This is a genomic window from Raoultibacter massiliensis (assembly GCF_900199545.1).
GTDB lineage: Bacteria > Actinomycetota > Coriobacteriia > Coriobacteriales > Eggerthellaceae > Raoultibacter > Raoultibacter massiliensis.
The window spans coordinates 127,788-142,778 of record NZ_LT962671.1 but is presented as its reverse complement, the minus strand read 5'-3'; the positions used below and the strand labels follow the sequence as shown (position 1 = coordinate 142,778).

Genomic DNA, 14,991 nt, shown 5'->3' with positions numbered 1-14,991 from the left:
TCGTCTTGGCAAGCCGCGCTACATAAGCGAGGACAGGTCGCTCGCAAGCGTCGGCGAACCGAGAATCATTCGATCGAGATCCTTGCGCACGATGCCGCTGTCGATGAGTATCGCCAGGTGGTTTATCAGCGCGTCGGCCTGCGAGCTCAAGGCGCTGGCGCCGACAAGGCGCTCGCCTTCGCGCACGATCTTTACCTTCGAAACGGGTTCGCCGATGCGCCGATAGGTGAACCAGCCCGCGATGTCCCTATCGTCGAGCCTGTACCGTTCAGCATGATCGGCTGTCTCCGTTGCACCCACTCCCACCTGGGCAAGCTTGGGGCTTCCATACACTATGGATACGATGGGCGGATACGCGATCGGCTCGGCTTCGTCTCCCAGGATGCGCCGAGCGAGGTAGGCTCCCTCGAACGAAGCGGTCGGAGTGAGCTTCGGGATCTTCTTGGCAACGACATCGCCGACCGCATAGATCGCAGGGTTCGACGTTTGAAGGAACCCGTCTGCGGCTATGCCGTGCCCGTCGTATTCGACGTGGGCGTTTTCCAGATCGAGGGCCTCCACGTTGGGGATCCGCCCCGTGGCGCCCACAACGCAGTCGAAGCGCTCTGAGTAGCTTTGCGCCCCTTCGATCTTTCCCTGCACCGAAAAGCCCTGCCCTTCTTCCGATATCGATTCTACATCCACATCGAACGCGAACGCGATCCCCTTGTCTTCGTATGCCTTCACCAGACTGCCGACAAGTTCGGCATCGAAGCCCTTTAATGGACGGTCGTTATGATGGATGATGGTGACTTCGCTGCCAGCCGCATTCGCGATGGCTGCAAGTTCGAAGGCGATGTAGCCCGCGCCGAGAAACGCCATGCGCTCCGGCAGCTCGTCCATATCGAGAAAATCGGTGCTCGTAAGAAGGAGCTCCTTGCCCTCGACGTTCAGAATGCTCGGACGCTGTCCTGTCGCAATGACGAAAGCATCCGCTTCGATGACGTCTTCGCCCACCTCGATGCGCGCATCGCCGATAAATCGCGCCGAGCCCTCGATGGCATCGATACCGGACTCCTCGACGCCTTTCTTGAACGATTCCGAAAACGGCTCGGTATACGAGCGCTTGAAAGCCATGAGCTCGGGCCAGTCGATCGATTCGATGCGAGAAAACCCCTTTCCGATCATCTGGTTGTTGCGCTCCACCACCTCCATGCCGCTCACGAGCATCTTCTTGGGGTCGCAACCCCGATTAGGGCACGTGCCGCCCCATAGATCGTCCTCGATCAGGGCAACCCGCTTCCCGCCGGCTTTAAGCGCATAGGCTGCCGCAGCGCCGCCCGGGCCCGATCCGATTACCACAACGTCGTATTTATCCATCGCTCACTCCCAAAAGGCCGCAGCGGTTTCCCGCCGACAGGGTTCGAATGCCGTGCATGTTCTCAGAGTGCGCGAAAAAAGGCGCAGGCGCAATGCACGGGCGGGTATCGCTGCCGAAACGTAAGCGTTTAGATTACATAACGAAACGGGCACAGGAACGCCCTGCGCTCAATGATGCCGAAAGCCCGTGGTAGGGTTTCAGCATGGAATACGATTCGTCGAACAGAGCAGCGAGAACGCCGATGCCGAACAGGAGGCCTAAAGCCCTTACCGTTATGCGCTGGGTGCTGGTTTTCGCCTGGGCCGCCATCATACTCGCATTCGGAGCAAACCTCGGCGTGCCGGTGCCTTTCGGAAACGTCTTCGGGTTCGCGGTGCTTGCCATCGCGCTCGTCAACGCCCTGTGGCAGCACATGCCGCTCGCCTCGGCATGCGTCGTCGCAGCCGTCTGTGCGGGATTTTTCGGAGTCGGGTTCGAGGCGTTTGCGTTTTTCGGTTTCGGAGATGCGGCTTCACCGGGAGATTGGCTCGGAGGCGCACTCGGTGCGGCGGCAGGCGCCGCCATAGGCTACCCGCTCATCAAGAAGGTGGATACGTTCGTCAGCCCCAAATGGGAGTAGCGCGCAGTGCGGCCGCCATCCACAGCAGCGCTACACCGTCGAGAACACCAGCCACCCGAGCGCGCCGAGCCACACCGCGGCCACGATCAGCCTGACGATGTTGTTAACCCGCAAGTTCTTGCTCGGAATCACGAACATGGCGATAAGCCCGCCGAGCGCGCCGCCCAAATGCCCGCTGATGGAGATGCTCGGCACCAAAAACGTGTACACGACGTTGATGGCGATGATGCTTACCATGCTTTTGCTGTATTGCGAAAAGTAACGGCGGTTTCCTTTATGGAGCAACCCGAGCAGCGCCACTGCCACGAAAAGGGCGAACACGCTTGTCGATGCGCCCGCGCTCACCGCTGCCTGCCCTGGCACGAACACGCTTGCGGCATAGGATATCGCGTTGCCCGTTATGCCGCCGATGAAATACAGCAGGATGAAATTGCCGCGCCCGAGCACCCGTTCAAGCACCTCGCCCACGCTGTAGAGCGCAACCATGTTGAACGCCAAATGCATCAGATCGACGTGCAGGAACATCGGCGTGACGAACCGGTACAGATCGGCAGGCGATTGGATAAGCGGCGCATACATGGCGCCCATGTCGACGAGCACGGTCGTGGGAATGCTCACCCTGAAACCGGCGAGAACGGCTTCGATTGCGAACATGGCCACGTTGACGGCGATGAGGATCAGCGTGACGATGCGAAACCTGTTCTGCTGGAAAAAGCTCGGCTTGCTCGCCGCCATCATCTTCTTCAGCTGTTCTTCGTCAATGACGGTTCGGTTGATGTTTGGATCGTTATCGACTCTAATCGGCAAAGCTTGCTCCTTGGCTGCGCAGTACAATCGCATCATGGTACCACGGCACGCGGGCCCAGTCGCCGCCAACCGCTCCCCGTAACCCATTCGTCAGAGGCGCAGCGAAAGCGACGGGCTCGGGTTGCCTATAGCAGCGAAAGCTGCTCGGGCTCCGATTCTCCCGAGTCGGGCTCGGGCGGCCAGCGGTGCTTCTTCATGTCGATGGTTTCCGCATCGACGAAAGTAACGCCCTCGCCTTCGAGCATCTGCCGCTGCTTGTCCTTGCCGCCGAATGCGTATGAGGGCGCAAGGGTTCCCTTGGCGTTGACTATGCGATGGTACGGAAGATCCCATTCGCTCAGGGCCCGGCTCATGGCAAAGCCGACTTCGCGCGAGGCCCTCGGATAGCCCGCAAGCTCGGCGATGGTCCCGTACGTGCAGACCGTCCCCGCAGGCACGCGCGCCACCTGCTCGTACACGCGCTCGAAAAACACCTCGTCCATTTCGACCAAACCTGAAGGCCTGCCGCCTTCGGCTTCTTTAACCTCTTTGATTTCTTTGAACACACGGCCCTCCTCGTTTGGGCATATGGTAGCACGATCGGGTGAAGTCGGTGATTCGCCGTACGGCCAAACGCTCGGCTGCGCACGGCTCGACCGCCGAGCCCCCGGTTCACACCCGCCCGATTGTCAGACGCCCGACAGGCACGCCGCCCGCCTACCGCTTCGGCTTCCGCCGTGTCCGAACGAGCTGTTTGACGTCGTCGAGAATATCGCCATCGGTAACACGGATCATGAGCCATCGCTGATTCATCAACGGCTTCGTCTGCTCGAAGAGATCCCGCACATAGGGAGTGCATCCGCCGAGAACATCGAGCGCCTCGTCGTATTCTTTTGCACCGATGACCACAAGCGCGATGAAGAAGCCGTCCATGGGATACAGGGTGCATAGCGCCCGGCCCGCTTTCCGGTATTTCACGTTCCAACCCGGCTGCCCCGAGCATCCGCTGTAACTTACTTCGGGCTCCACCTGGTAGCCCTCCCGAAGAAACGCATTGAGCTCGCCCCAAAGCGGGGTGCCCACGAAAGCGTCGATATCAGACAGACTCGGCTCCTGGTCGGGCTTGTACCGTTCGATCCATTCCATTGAAACCTCCTTGTGCGTTTACCGCAATTCTCCCGCACCATACCTGACAGCTGTATGTCATATATGCGGAAGGGGGTCACTTCCTTTGTTCGAATTTCTCCCGAACCTCTGCAGGCTGCACCACTTCGACGGCGCTTCCAAACGATGCGAGCATATCGTAGAGGTATTCTCCGTCGGGATATCGGGTGAGCACGTGAAGCCCGCCCTCATCCGACGACTCGATGGAGTCGATGTCGAATTCGTCGTACACCCTTGCTGCAGCAAAGGGCTCGAAAACCAGTTCGAGCAAAACGTATTCGTACGATCGGGGCCAGACCGACCGAACAAGACGCCCAGTTTTCCGAGGACGTCCTCCCCCGTCGCGCATCCCGGCAAGCTCTGCAACCCGAAGAGAATCTCAGCCTGCTCGTCCTTCGACAGGACCGCCTTGTCAAGCACGAAGCCGTCCACAAGCGATACGCCGCCTTCGGATCCACGACTCGTATACACGGGGATGCCCGCCTGCATGAGCGAATCGATATCGCGGTGGATGGTGCGTACCGACACCTCGAAGTGCTCGGCGAGTTCCTTCGCCGTCATCTTATCGCGGCTCATGAGCAGGTAGATGATTTTGAACATGCGGTCGATTTTCATGCGATTCATTGTACCCCATGGCCGCAGCTTGACTGCACAATGCAAAGACGACCTCGAAATCCGACTCCACTCATGCGACAATATCCAAGCAACAACAACCTCGAACTCAGGAAACACAACATGGCAGAATTCATTTACCAAATGTATCAGGCACGCAAGGCCCATGGCGACAAGGTCATCCTCGACGACGTGACGCTTTCGTTCTATCCCGGCGCGAAGATCGGCGTCGTCGGACCGAACGGCATGGGCAAATCGACGCTGCTCAAGATCATGGCGGGCATCGAAGAGGTCACGAACGGCGACGCGCGACTCACACCTGGCTACACAGTCGGCATTCTCGAGCAGGAACCGCCGCTTGATGAAGGGAAAACCGTCATCGAGAACATCAAGCTCGCTTTCGGCGAGATCCTTGCCAAAATCGAGCGCTTCAACCAGATCGGCGAAGAGATGGCCTCGCCCGATGCCGATTTCGATGCCCTCATGGACGAGATGGGCCAGCTGCAAACCGAAATCGACGCCGCCAACGCCTGGGATCTCGACAGCCAGCTTGCCCAAGCAATGGATGCGCTCCAATGCCCCGACCCCGATGCACCCGTCAAACAGCTTTCGGGAGGAGAACGCCGTCGCGTAGCGCTCTGCCGCCTGCTGCTCGAAGCACCCGACCTCCTGCTGCTCGACGAACCGACCAACCACCTCGACGCCGAATCGGTGCTCTGGCTCGAACAGTTCCTCCACACCTACGAAGGCGCCGTGCTCGCCGTCACGCACGACCGCTACTTCCTCGACAACGTGGCGGAATGGATCTGCGAAGTCGATCGCGGGCACCTTTACCCCTACAAGGGCAACTACTCCACCTACCTCGAAACCAAGGCGAAGCGCCTCGAATCGCAAGGGCAGCAGCAAGCCAAGCTCGCCAAGCGCATGCAGTCCGAACTCGAATGGGTGCGCAGTTCTCCGAAAGCGAGGCAAGCGAAGAGCAAAGCACGCCTTGAGCGCTACGAGCAGATGGAAGCCGAAGCCCGCTCTGCCAAGAAGCTCGATTTCGCCGACATCCAGATTCCCGTCGGTCCGCGTTTGGGCTCGAAGGTCATCGTAGCCGAGCACCTGCACAAGGCGTTCGGCGACCGCGTGCTCATCAACGACCTCTCGTTCACCTTGCCCCGCAACGGCATCGTCGGCGTGATCGGCCCGAACGGCGTCGGTAAGACAACGCTGTTCAAGACGATCGTCGGCCTCGAGTCCCTCACAGGGGGCAGCCTTGAAATCGGCGAATCGGTCAAGATATCCTACGTCGATCAAAACCGCGAGGGCATCGACCCGAAGAAAAGCCTTTGGGAAGTCGTCTCCGACGGCAACGACTACATGATGGTGGGCGAGACGGAAATCCCAAGTCGCGCCTACGTAGCGAGCTTCGGATTCAAAGGCTCCGATCAGCAGAAGCCGGCAGGCGTGCTTTCGGGCGGAGAGCGCAACCGCCTGAACCTGGCGCTCACGCTCAAGCAGGGCGGGAATCTGCTTCTGCTCGACGAACCCACCAACGATCTCGATGTCGAAACGCTTTCAAGTCTCGAAGAGGCCCTTTTGAACTTCCCGGGATGCTCGGTCGTCGTCAGCCACGACCGTTGGTTCCTCGATCGCATCGCCACGCACATCCTGGCATGGGAAGGCACCGACGAAGACCCCGGCAACTGGTACTGGTTCGAAGGCAACTTCGAATCGTATCAGGAGAACAGGATTTCCCGACTGGGGCCCGAGGCCTCGAAGCCCCACCGCCTGCACCGCAAGCTCACGAGGGATTAAGCTTTCTCGCCGCAGAGAGAACCAAACTGCGGCCGCAGGGCGGCAACGCCGCGCTGCATAAGCTTTGGCACCGAAAGAGCGCCCGCGCATCCGGTCGGATGCGCGGGCGCTCTCGCTTTTCCGAAGGCGGCCGAATCCCGCAGGAAAACGGCAGCAGAGCAAAATCCGAGCGGCGGCTGCGCTATCGGTTCTCGATCCTTCCGATGTTCTTGAGTTCGATCGAAATCAGGCCGTTCGGCTCGCTGACGAACTCGATGAACTCGGCACTCTGACTGTACTCGGCGGGAAACGTGATCTCTATGCCGGTATCGGTTCTGATCTTATGGTTCTTCGCCACGCGGTCGGCCACCGCCTTTTCAACCACAACGCGCTCGGGGATGGCCTCTTCGGCCACCGCCTCTTCGAAGCGCTTCTGCAGCGCATCGTCTTCGAACACCTCGCGACCCAGTTCCTCGGGGTACACCTCGTCGGAGTCCCGGGCGTTTTCGGCAACGTAGGCCTTCGCCTTCGAGACGGCGACCGCCGAGTTCGCACCGTATTCCTCGGCTACCTCCTCGACGATACGCGCAACCGCATTGAACACCTCTTTGCCCGACGGCCCCATCGAGCATTGCAGCAGACCGTCGGGGATGAGCCAGCGCTCCTCGCCCGCAATCGTGCGCGCCTTGTCGCTGAACGCCACGTTGAGCGAGCCCGATTCGACGAGCGCATAAGACTGCACCTTCTGCGATGGATTCGGGAGGATGGCATGGTGGCGCTCTATCGCAGTACGCACGTCGCCGCTCTCGCCGCGGCCCACTTCGTGCATGAACGCCTGACGGCTCTCGAGCATCAGCATCGCGAAATAGCGCTTGCCCCGACCTTCGAATGCCGCGTCGATCTCTTCATCGGACATGTCTCCCACAGCCGCCTTGGTTTCGTCTTCGAAATCAACCACGAGCACGTCGGTCGAGGCGGCCTTCTCCATGCGTCCGAGCTCCCCGGCAACGAATTCCGCCACCTGGATGGATAGATCCACGAAATCGCGTTGTCCGCGAAAGTAGCTTCTGATCTCCTCGGCAAACATGCTATCGGGCGCAAACTCGCCGCGCTTGTTGTCCAGGTTGCCGAGCGCGTGCTTCGCATGCCCCGCAACGTATCGCTTTGCGTTCTTGCTTGTAAGGTCGAGTTCCTCCTGCGACATCACATTCACGCACGATACGAAATCGAGTACGTGCAGAATCGCGTGGTTGATCTTCATGTAGCTAAACCCTTTCTATCCTCACCGCGCACACCTTGTACTCGGGAGTCTTCGATATCGTGTCGAGTGCAGCGATCGTGAGCCAGTTGCTGTTCCCATCCTGGAAATGAAACGGCATCCACGTTTCGCCGGGCGACGTTTTTTCCGACACGTGCGCTGTGGTCTCTATCTCGCCGCGCCGCGAGGCAACCTTCACCCGATCTCCGTCAGCGATGCCGAGCTCAGCCGCATCGCGCTCGTTCATCTCGATGAACGAGCTGCCAGCCACTTCGTTGAGCCCCTCGGCTCGTCCCGTCATCGCACAGGCGTTGTAATGATACAGGATGCGACCCGTCATCATGATAAACGGATAATCTTCATCGGTTGGCTCGGTCGGCTCGCGGTACCCCGCAAGCGAATAGGCGCCGGCGCCGCGCGAGAACTCGCCCACATGGAGGATCGGCGTTCCAGGATGATCTGCGCTCGGGCAGGGCCACTGCAATCCGCAACCGGCAACCTCGTCCCCATCGAGGCGCGCATGGCTCACGCCTCCGTAAGGGGGCGTCGTGAGCGCGGCGATTTCGTCCATGATCTCAGCGGCGCTCATGTGCGGCTGGGCATACCCCATGCGATTCATGATCTCGGTGAAGATATCGGTATCGAGCATCGTATCGCCGTCGATTTCAACCGCCTTGCGCACGCGCTGAACGCGGCGCTCGGTGTTGGTGAACGTGCCCTCCTTTTCCGCATAGCTCCGCCCGGGCAAAACGACGTCGGCGAACTTCGCAGTCTCGGTCATGAACAGCTCGTCAATCACCAGAAACTCGAGCGATTCGAGCGCATGGATGACATGCCTCGTATCGGGATCGGTGCGCACCGGATCTTCGCCGAAGATGAACATGCCCTTTATCTTGCCATCGAGTATCGCCGGGAAGCATTCAGTGGCCATAAGCCCTGGCTCATGACTGAGCCGGACACCCCACGCCCGTTCGAACTTGGCCATCGCTTCAGGGTTCGCGAGCTTCTGATATCCGGGAAAGTCAGCCGGCGCCGCGCCCATATCGCATGCGCCCTGCACGTTGTTCTGCCCGCGCACCGGGTTCACGCCGCAACCGGGACGGCCGAGCTTGCCCGACACCATTGCGATGTTCGAAAGAGACATCACGCCGTCGGTGCCGCTTGAATGCTCGGTCACGCCGAGGCAGTACACGATCGACGCCTTGTCGGCATTTCCGTACATCCTTGCTGCTGCAACGAGGTCGCGCGGATCGATGTTGCAGATCGCAGCCACCCGCTCGGGCGTATATTCCTTTACCATCTCGGCAAGCTGCTCGAAACCTTCGGTGCGCTCTTCGACGAACGCCTCGTCCGCAAAGCCCTCCTTGATGAGCACATGCACCACGCCGTTGGCGAAGGCCACGTTCGTACCGGGCTTGAGCTTGAGATGGATGTCGGCACGCGCTGTCAACCCGATGTCGCGCGGATCGACCACGATGAGCTTGGCGCCCCGCTCGACCGCGGCGCGGATCTGCATGCCGAATACCGGATGCGCTTCTTCGGGGTTCGAGCCAACGAGCATGATGACATCCGACTCCTGCGCGATGTCGTCGATGGAGTTCGTCATAGCCCCCGACCCTAACGTTGTTGCCAGACCGGCAACGCTGGGGGCGTGTCAAACACGTGCGCAGTTATCGATGTTGTTCGTTCGAAACGCCGTGCGGGCCATCTTCTGGAACAGATAGACATCCTCGTTGGTCGACCGCGAGCAAGCGAACGCCGCAAGCGAGCCTCCCCCGTATCCATCGCGCAAACCCGCAAGGCGACGGGCCACCAGATCGAGCGCCTCGTCCCATGTGGCGGCTTCGAATTCGCCTGTGAGCGCGTTTTTCACCAGCGGCGTGCGGATGCGATCGGGAGAATCCACGAAGCCGTAGCTTGCCGACCTTCCCTTCACGCACAGAAGCGATTTGTTGGACGGACCCGCAGCGCCTTCGGCATCGACGATCCTGCCGTCTTCGACAACGAGGTTGAGCTGACAGCCGACTCCGCAATGAGGGCACGTCGTGAGCACCTTGGTCGCATCGTCGGCATAGTAGCTCGCACGGCGTTTGGTCTTCAGTGCGCCCGTAGGACACGCCTGGGCGCAGTTGCCGCACGATTCGCAGGCGCTCTGCTTCCAGTCGCTCCCGAACGGAGCGTCGATGACGGTACGCACACCGCGCCTGCGCGTTTGCAGCGTATGGTTGCGCGCCGCGTTGTTGCAGGTGCCCACGCACCGCTGGCAGGCGATGCAGAGGTTCGGGTCGTAGATGAGAAAAGGATTGCCATCGAGCACGGGTTCCCTTTTTCTAACCGGAGAAAACGCCGGCTTCGAAACGTCGTATTCGTCGCAGAGCCTTTTGAGCTCGGATTCGTCTCCCTTGCTTGCCGCGAACAGATCGTCTGCCGCCTCGGCTTCGAGATCGGCAACTATCAGCTCGAGGGCGATGCGGCGATACCCGGTGAGTTCCCTCGACTGCGTTACAACAACCATGCCGTCCCGCACAGTCGTCGTACACGCGGGAACAGGCCGATCCTCGTCTCGCACATCGACAACGCATACGCGGCACGAGCCGATCGCGTTGCGCCCCTTGAGATAGCAGAGCGTCGGAATGCGAACGCCCGCCGCTTCGGCGGCATCGAGAATGGTAGCCCCCTCGAAAACTTCGACGCCTATCCCGTCTATCGTCACGTTATTCATACCGTTGCCTTCCTCCTTCAACCGTCCCGCAGCCAAAATGATCGCAACGCAGGCATCTGCCGCATTCCTGCTCGACCTCCTCAAGGCTCATCGAACCTTCGACTTCGAGAAAATCGAGCCTGCGAACGCGAGCCGGACGCTCGGCGATTTCCACACGGCCCCTGGGCGTGCGATCGTTGGACTGAGGTACGGGAGCTTCGATACCGCAATCGAGCGTATGATGGAATCCCAGATATTCGTCGATATTGCGCGCGGCAACCTTGCCGGCGCCTATCGCGCGGATCGCCGACGACGGCCCGGTCTGGCAATCGCCCCCCACGAAAACACCTTCAAGTCCTTCGGCCTGTAAAAACTCGTCGGCATCGAAACAGCCCCACGTGGTCTTCATGCCGAATTCTTCAAACGGCTCGGCTGCAACGCCCTGCCCCACGGCCATGAGCACCGCATCGGCCTCTACGCGCCCATGCGGCTTGTCGGCCGCGACGGGGGCGGGCCTTCCGTCTTTCACCGGCCCGATCATCTGCGGCTGCGTAACGAGCGCCGAGCAGCATCCGCTCCCATCGACCTCGATGCCCACTGGCGATTCGAGCACCACCATCTCGACGCCCTCCGCAATGGCGCTTTCGATCTCGGCGGGAAGCGCCGTCATATCGTCTTTGCGCCTGCGGTACACCACCGACACCTCTTCGGCTCCAGCTCGCACCGCCGTGCGCGCGCAGTCCATGGCAACGTTGCCGCCACCGACAACCGCAACCCGCTTGCCCGTGAAATCGGGATATGCCCCATCGCCGATCTCGCCGAGCAGTTCGACCGCCGACGCGACGCCTTCGGCCCTGGCGTTATCGACCCGCAAAGTCTTGCCGGTCTGCGCACCGACGGCAACGTAGACCGCGTCGTACGCCTCGACGAGATCGCGCATCTCGTTCGCCCCGATCTCTTCGCCGCAACGCACTTCGATGCCGCCGACGGCCAAGATGCCCCTGACATCCTCGTCGAGGCGCTCGCGCGGAAACCGGTAGGCGGGAATGCCGTAACGCAGCATTCCTCCAAGCTGCCTGCGCGCCTCGAACACAACCACGCGATGTCCCATGAGGGAAAGGTAGTACGCACAGGTCAAGCCGCTCGGGCCGCCGCCTACGACCGCAACCGTGCGACCGGTGTCGGCATTTCGCTTCGGCACGTCGACCGTATCGGCCGGCGCCTGTTCGACCGCGTACTTCTTGATGCCGCGAATGTTGATCGGAGCATCAAGAAGCGTTCTGCGGCACCGATCTTCGCACGGATGCTCGCACACGTACGCGCACGCCGTCGGAAACGGGTTGTCCTTGCGTATCATGTTCACAGCCTGGGCGTAATCGCCCGCTCCCGTCAAGGCTATGTAGGCGGGAACGTCGACATGCGCGGGGCACAGGGTCTCGCACGGAACGGTTTGCCCGACCCCCTGTTGGCACAGCCGATCAAACACGTGGCTTCGGTATTCGCCATCGAACTCTTCGAGCCCCGCAAGCACAGAAGAAGCGGCCTCGTATCCGATGGCGCAATCCGACGCATCGCGGATCATTTCGGCAAGCGTCTTCAGAGTGGAAAGTGCGCTCTCATCGGCCTCGCAGGCAACTACCCGTTCGAGCAGAGCCGTCAGCTGGGAAATGCCGTCGCGGCAGGGGACGCACTTGCCGCACGTCTGAGATCCGCTCGCCCGAAGAAGCGATAGCTGCACAGCCAAAGGGCAGGTGCCCGGAGGCGTCGCCGCCACGCGGCGGGCATGTTTATCCAGGTAGTCAGCGATGCGCTCATCGGCACGTGCCTTCGGCGCAACCGATAGTCTCGCCACCAGTTCCTCCCGTTTCCCAAACACCAGCGGATTCCCGCCTAAAGCCCGCCTAAGAAAACAGGCTTCTGCTCGGAAAACCGCACAGACAATGTAACAATTCTAGCGCATCGACCGGCGTTCGGCCTTACTCGGCGACCGTCCTGTCGTGATTCACCACATGGTAGAACAACTTCTTGATTTCGGCGGAATCGTCGGTCTGCCCGAGCACCCACATGGTCTTCGCCACAAGCGCCTCGGTCGTCATATCGCCGCCCTTCAGTATGCCGCAGTGATCGGCGTAGGCGCGTCCGACCTCGTACACGCCAAGATCCAGCCCCTCTTCGGGCACCTGCGTGGTCACGACGAGCGTCTTGCCCGAATCGACCCAATCGAAAATAGCCTTCCGATAGTCGCCGTAGTCGGGAATGCCCCCGATGCCGAACGTTTCGAGGATGATCGCATCGTAATCCCGTTTGAGCAGTCGGAAAACGCTCGGCTTCATCTCAGGCGTGATCTTGAGCACGAACACGCGCTCGTTCAAGCGATCGTACACGCGAGGCTTCGATTCCCTGTCCGGACAGGAAACGCACGTTCCCGCCCTGATAATGCGATTGTTCCTGATAAGCGCAATTTCGGGGAAGTTGACGCTCGCAAACGCGTTGAAGCTCATTGTGCGCTGCTTGCGCGCGCGAGTGCCCGCAAGAACAGCGCCTCCGAACACGACCGAAACGTCGCACGACCGATCGTCGCAGGCGAACAGGACGCTCTGGTACAGATTGAGCTTCGCATCGGTGAAGGGGCTTGCCATGGGTTGCTGCGACCCGGTGAGCACGATGGGCTTTGGACTTCCCTGGATAAGGTAGGAAAGGGCCGCTGCGGTGTAGGCCATGGTGTCGGTTCCGTGCAGCACGACGAACCCATCGTAATCGTCGTAGGATTTCACGATCGCATCCCCGATGCGCATCCAATCCGACGGACGCATGTTGGTGCTGTCTATGTTCATGAGCTGCACGAAGCCAAGCTCGCACAAGCTTCCAATCTGGGGTACGAACTCCGTTAGCTCTTCGCCCGTAAACGCAGGCTTCAAGCCGCATCCGTCCTCAACCGAGGCGATTGTTCCACCCGTAGCGATCAAAAGGATCTTCTTCATGTTCGCGCTTTCTTCTCAACCGTCGTCCTGAAACGATATCCGCACCATTCGCGATGCGCCAGCATAAGGAAAAATCTCCATCAAGCGACTACGCGCGGACGGTCGGCGGAAATGCGCCGCCCCGCTGCCGCTGATGGGTGCTTTCTGTGCATACCGAGAACAGCATCGCGACTTCGCCCCCCGCAAACCACCGAGAGCTTTATACTGGTATATTCGTTGTAACGAAAGCGGTCAGGCAAGGCGAAAGGTACACGATGGGCGGATTCTTCGGAGCGGCATCCCGCAACGATGTGGTGTTGGACGTGTTTTTCGGAGTGGACTACCACTCGCATCTAGGTACACGACGCGCAGGTATGATCTTTCACGACGCGAAGGACGGATTCCAGCGCGAGATACATTCGATCGAGAACACGCCGTTTCGCACCCGTTTCGAAAGCGACCTCCCAGGGTTCCACGGATGCACCGGCATCGGCTGCATCAGCGATACCGATCCGCAACCGCTGCTCGTCCGATCGCATCTCGGCACCTTCGGCATCACGACGGTCGGCGCCATCAACAACGCCGAGCAGCTCGTGGAAAACAACTTCGCCAACGGAGGAAGGCAGTTCATGGCAATGAGTTCGGGGGCCGTGAACACCACGGAACTCGTTGCCGCCCTCATCAATCAGAAAGACGACTTCGTTTCAGGCATCAAACATGCTCAGGATGCCATCGAAGGATCGCTCACGCTGCTCATCATCACCAACGACGGCCAGATCATCGCCGCGCGCGATAAGATGGGGCGCCTGCCGGTGCTCGTCGGCAAAAAGGACGACGGACACTGCATTTCGTTCGAATCGTTCCCCTACCACAAGCTCGATTACGATGATGAGTACGAGCTGGGGCCGGGTGAAATCGTACGCGTGACAGCCGATCGCTACGAGACCATATCCCCTGCCGGCGACAAGATGAAGATCTGCGCGTTCCTGTGGACTTATTACGGCTACCCGAACTCGAACTACGAGGGCATGAACGTCGAGGTCATGCGCTATCGCAACGGTTCGATCATGGCGCGCGACGAAGCGGCGGCAGGCGGCATTCCCGATGTCGACTACGTAGCCGGCGTACCCGATTCGGGCATACCGCACGCGATCGGGTATTCGACGCAGTGCCAAACCCCCTTCGCCCGCCCCTTCATCAAGTACACGCCCACATGGGCGCGTTCGTTCATGCCATCGAACCAAGAGGTGCGAAACCGCGTGGCGAAGATGAAGCAGGTTCCCGTACCCGAATTGATTAACGGCAAGAAACTGCTGTTCGTAGACGATTCCATCGTGCGCGGCACGCAGCTGCGCGAAACCGTCGACTTCCTGTACGGCGCAGGCGCCGCCGAGGTCCACATGCGCTCCGCTTGCCCGCCCCTCATGTTCAGCTGCAAGTACTTGAGCTTTTCGAGCAGCAAATCGGAGATGGAGCTTCTCGCCCGCCGTGTGGTGCAGCAGCTCGAAGGCGACGAAGGGCAAAACCACCTCGACGAATACGCCGACAGTTCGACCGAACGCGGCAAGTGCATGCTTTCCGCCATCTGCGAGGAGATGGGCTTCGATTCACTGGGATTCCAATCGCTCGACGGCATGCTCGAGGCAATCGGCATCGACCCCGAAATGGTATGCACGTATTGCTGGACCGGAAAAGAGTAGCGGCACCAAACGGTGCCGCATTCGCATCTTCCTTCAGGGGTTTCGCCGC

At 60.2% G+C, this 14,991-nt stretch carries 12 protein-coding genes; 3 read left to right on the top strand and 9 right to left on the bottom strand.

All coding sequences use genetic code 11. From position 1 onward, the window contains the following. Window positions 1–18: 18 nt before the first annotated feature. Entirely contained in the window at window positions 19–1,359 is a 1,341-nt protein-coding gene (locus C1719_RS04675) for a dihydrolipoyl dehydrogenase family protein (protein ID WP_102374077.1), read from the bottom strand. 203 nt (window positions 1,360–1,562) lie between these two features. Between C1719_RS04675 and C1719_RS04665 the strand changes: the two genes are divergently transcribed. Then, on the top strand, window positions 1,563–1,979 hold the full coding sequence (locus tag C1719_RS04665; RefSeq protein WP_146007839.1) for a hypothetical protein: 417 nt from the start codon (window positions 1,563–1,565) through the stop codon (window positions 1,977–1,979). A 30-nt stretch (window positions 1,980–2,009) separates the two neighbouring features. Here C1719_RS04665 and C1719_RS04660 read toward each other — a convergent pair whose 3' ends face one another. From C1719_RS04660 to C1719_RS15530, 4 genes are all read right to left on the bottom strand, one after another. Then, window positions 2,010–2,786 (bottom strand): rhomboid family intramembrane serine protease, encoded by a 777-nt coding sequence (locus C1719_RS04660; protein ID WP_245874364.1) that lies wholly within the window; start codon window positions 2,784–2,786, stop codon window positions 2,010–2,012. A gap of 125 nt (window positions 2,787–2,911) precedes the next feature. Further along, a complete protein-coding gene (locus C1719_RS04655) occupies window positions 2,912–3,331 on the bottom strand; it encodes an MGMT family protein (RefSeq protein WP_245874362.1) in 420 nt (139 codons plus the stop codon). Between the two features lie 151 nt (window positions 3,332–3,482). After that, window positions 3,483–3,911, bottom strand: coding sequence for a DUF3788 domain-containing protein (locus C1719_RS04650; RefSeq protein WP_102374074.1), 429 nt, complete (start codon window positions 3,909–3,911; stop codon window positions 3,483–3,485). A 57-nt stretch (window positions 3,912–3,968) separates the two neighbouring features. Next, on the bottom strand, window positions 3,969–4,553 hold the full coding sequence (locus C1719_RS15530; protein ID WP_180963475.1) for a helix-turn-helix transcriptional regulator: 585 nt from the start codon (window positions 4,551–4,553) through the stop codon (window positions 3,969–3,971). Between the two features lie 111 nt (window positions 4,554–4,664). On the opposite strand from C1719_RS15530, the gene ettA reads away from it, so the two are divergent. Then, window positions 4,665–6,344 carry an energy-dependent translational throttle protein EttA gene (gene ettA / locus C1719_RS04635; RefSeq protein WP_102374073.1) on the top strand — a complete coding sequence of 560 codons (1,680 nt, stop codon included), beginning with the start codon at window positions 4,665–4,667 and terminating at the stop codon, window positions 6,342–6,344. Window positions 6,345–6,525: 181 nt separating this feature from the next. Here ettA and C1719_RS04630 read toward each other — a convergent pair whose 3' ends face one another. The 4 genes from C1719_RS04630 to C1719_RS04615 all read right to left on the bottom strand — a co-directional run bounded on the left by C1719_RS04630 (window position 6,526) and on the right by C1719_RS04615 (window position 13,263). Beyond that, window positions 6,526–7,584 carry a nucleoid-associated protein gene (locus C1719_RS04630; RefSeq protein WP_102374072.1) on the bottom strand — a complete coding sequence of 353 codons (1,059 nt, stop codon included), beginning with the start codon at window positions 7,582–7,584 and terminating at the stop codon, window positions 6,526–6,528. Between the two features lie 4 nt (window positions 7,585–7,588). Continuing rightward, window positions 7,589–10,303: a formate dehydrogenase subunit alpha gene (gene fdhF, locus C1719_RS04625; protein ID WP_102374071.1), complete on the bottom strand. Its 2,715-nt coding sequence runs from the start codon at window positions 10,301–10,303 to the stop codon at window positions 7,589–7,591. Next, the gene (locus C1719_RS04620) at window positions 10,296–12,134 is read right to left on the bottom strand and encodes an NAD(P)-binding protein (protein WP_102374070.1); all 1,839 of its coding nucleotides are present in this window, start codon (window positions 12,132–12,134) and stop codon (window positions 10,296–10,298) included. Before C1719_RS04620 ends, fdhF begins: the two co-directional genes overlap by 8 nt. A gap of 124 nt (window positions 12,135–12,258) precedes the next feature. Further along, window positions 12,259–13,263: an asparaginase gene (locus tag C1719_RS04615; RefSeq protein WP_102374069.1), complete on the bottom strand. Its 1,005-nt coding sequence runs from the start codon at window positions 13,261–13,263 to the stop codon at window positions 12,259–12,261. 254 nt (window positions 13,264–13,517) lie between these two features. Here C1719_RS04615 and C1719_RS04610 point away from each other — a divergent pair, with 254 nt between their 5' ends. Further along, on the top strand, window positions 13,518–14,942 hold the full coding sequence (locus C1719_RS04610; protein WP_102374068.1) for an amidophosphoribosyltransferase: 1,425 nt from the start codon (window positions 13,518–13,520) through the stop codon (window positions 14,940–14,942). Window positions 14,943–14,991 lie beyond the last annotated feature (49 nt).

Coding starts and splice junctions, on each gene's coding strand:
- C1719_RS04675 (WP_102374077.1), bottom strand. CDS start 1,359: ATGGATAAATACGACGTTGTGGTAATCGGATCGGGCCCGGGCGGCGCT.
- C1719_RS04665 (WP_146007839.1), top strand. CDS start 1,563: ATGGAATACGATTCGTCGAACAGAGCAGCGAGAACGCCGATGCCGAAC.
- C1719_RS04650 (WP_102374074.1), bottom strand. CDS start 3,911: ATGGAATGGATCGAACGGTACAAGCCCGACCAGGAGCCGAGTCTGTCT.
- C1719_RS15530 (WP_180963475.1), bottom strand. CDS start 4,553: ATGAATCGCATGAAAATCGACCGCATGTTCAAAATCATCTACCTGCTC.
- ettA (WP_102374073.1), top strand. CDS start 4,665: ATGGCAGAATTCATTTACCAAATGTATCAGGCACGCAAGGCCCATGGC.
- C1719_RS04630 (WP_102374072.1), bottom strand. CDS start 7,584: ATGAAGATCAACCACGCGATTCTGCACGTACTCGATTTCGTATCGTGC.
- C1719_RS04615 (WP_102374069.1), bottom strand. CDS start 13,263: ATGAAGAAGATCCTTTTGATCGCTACGGGTGGAACAATCGCCTCGGTT.
- C1719_RS04610 (WP_102374068.1), top strand. CDS start 13,518: ATGGGCGGATTCTTCGGAGCGGCATCCCGCAACGATGTGGTGTTGGAC.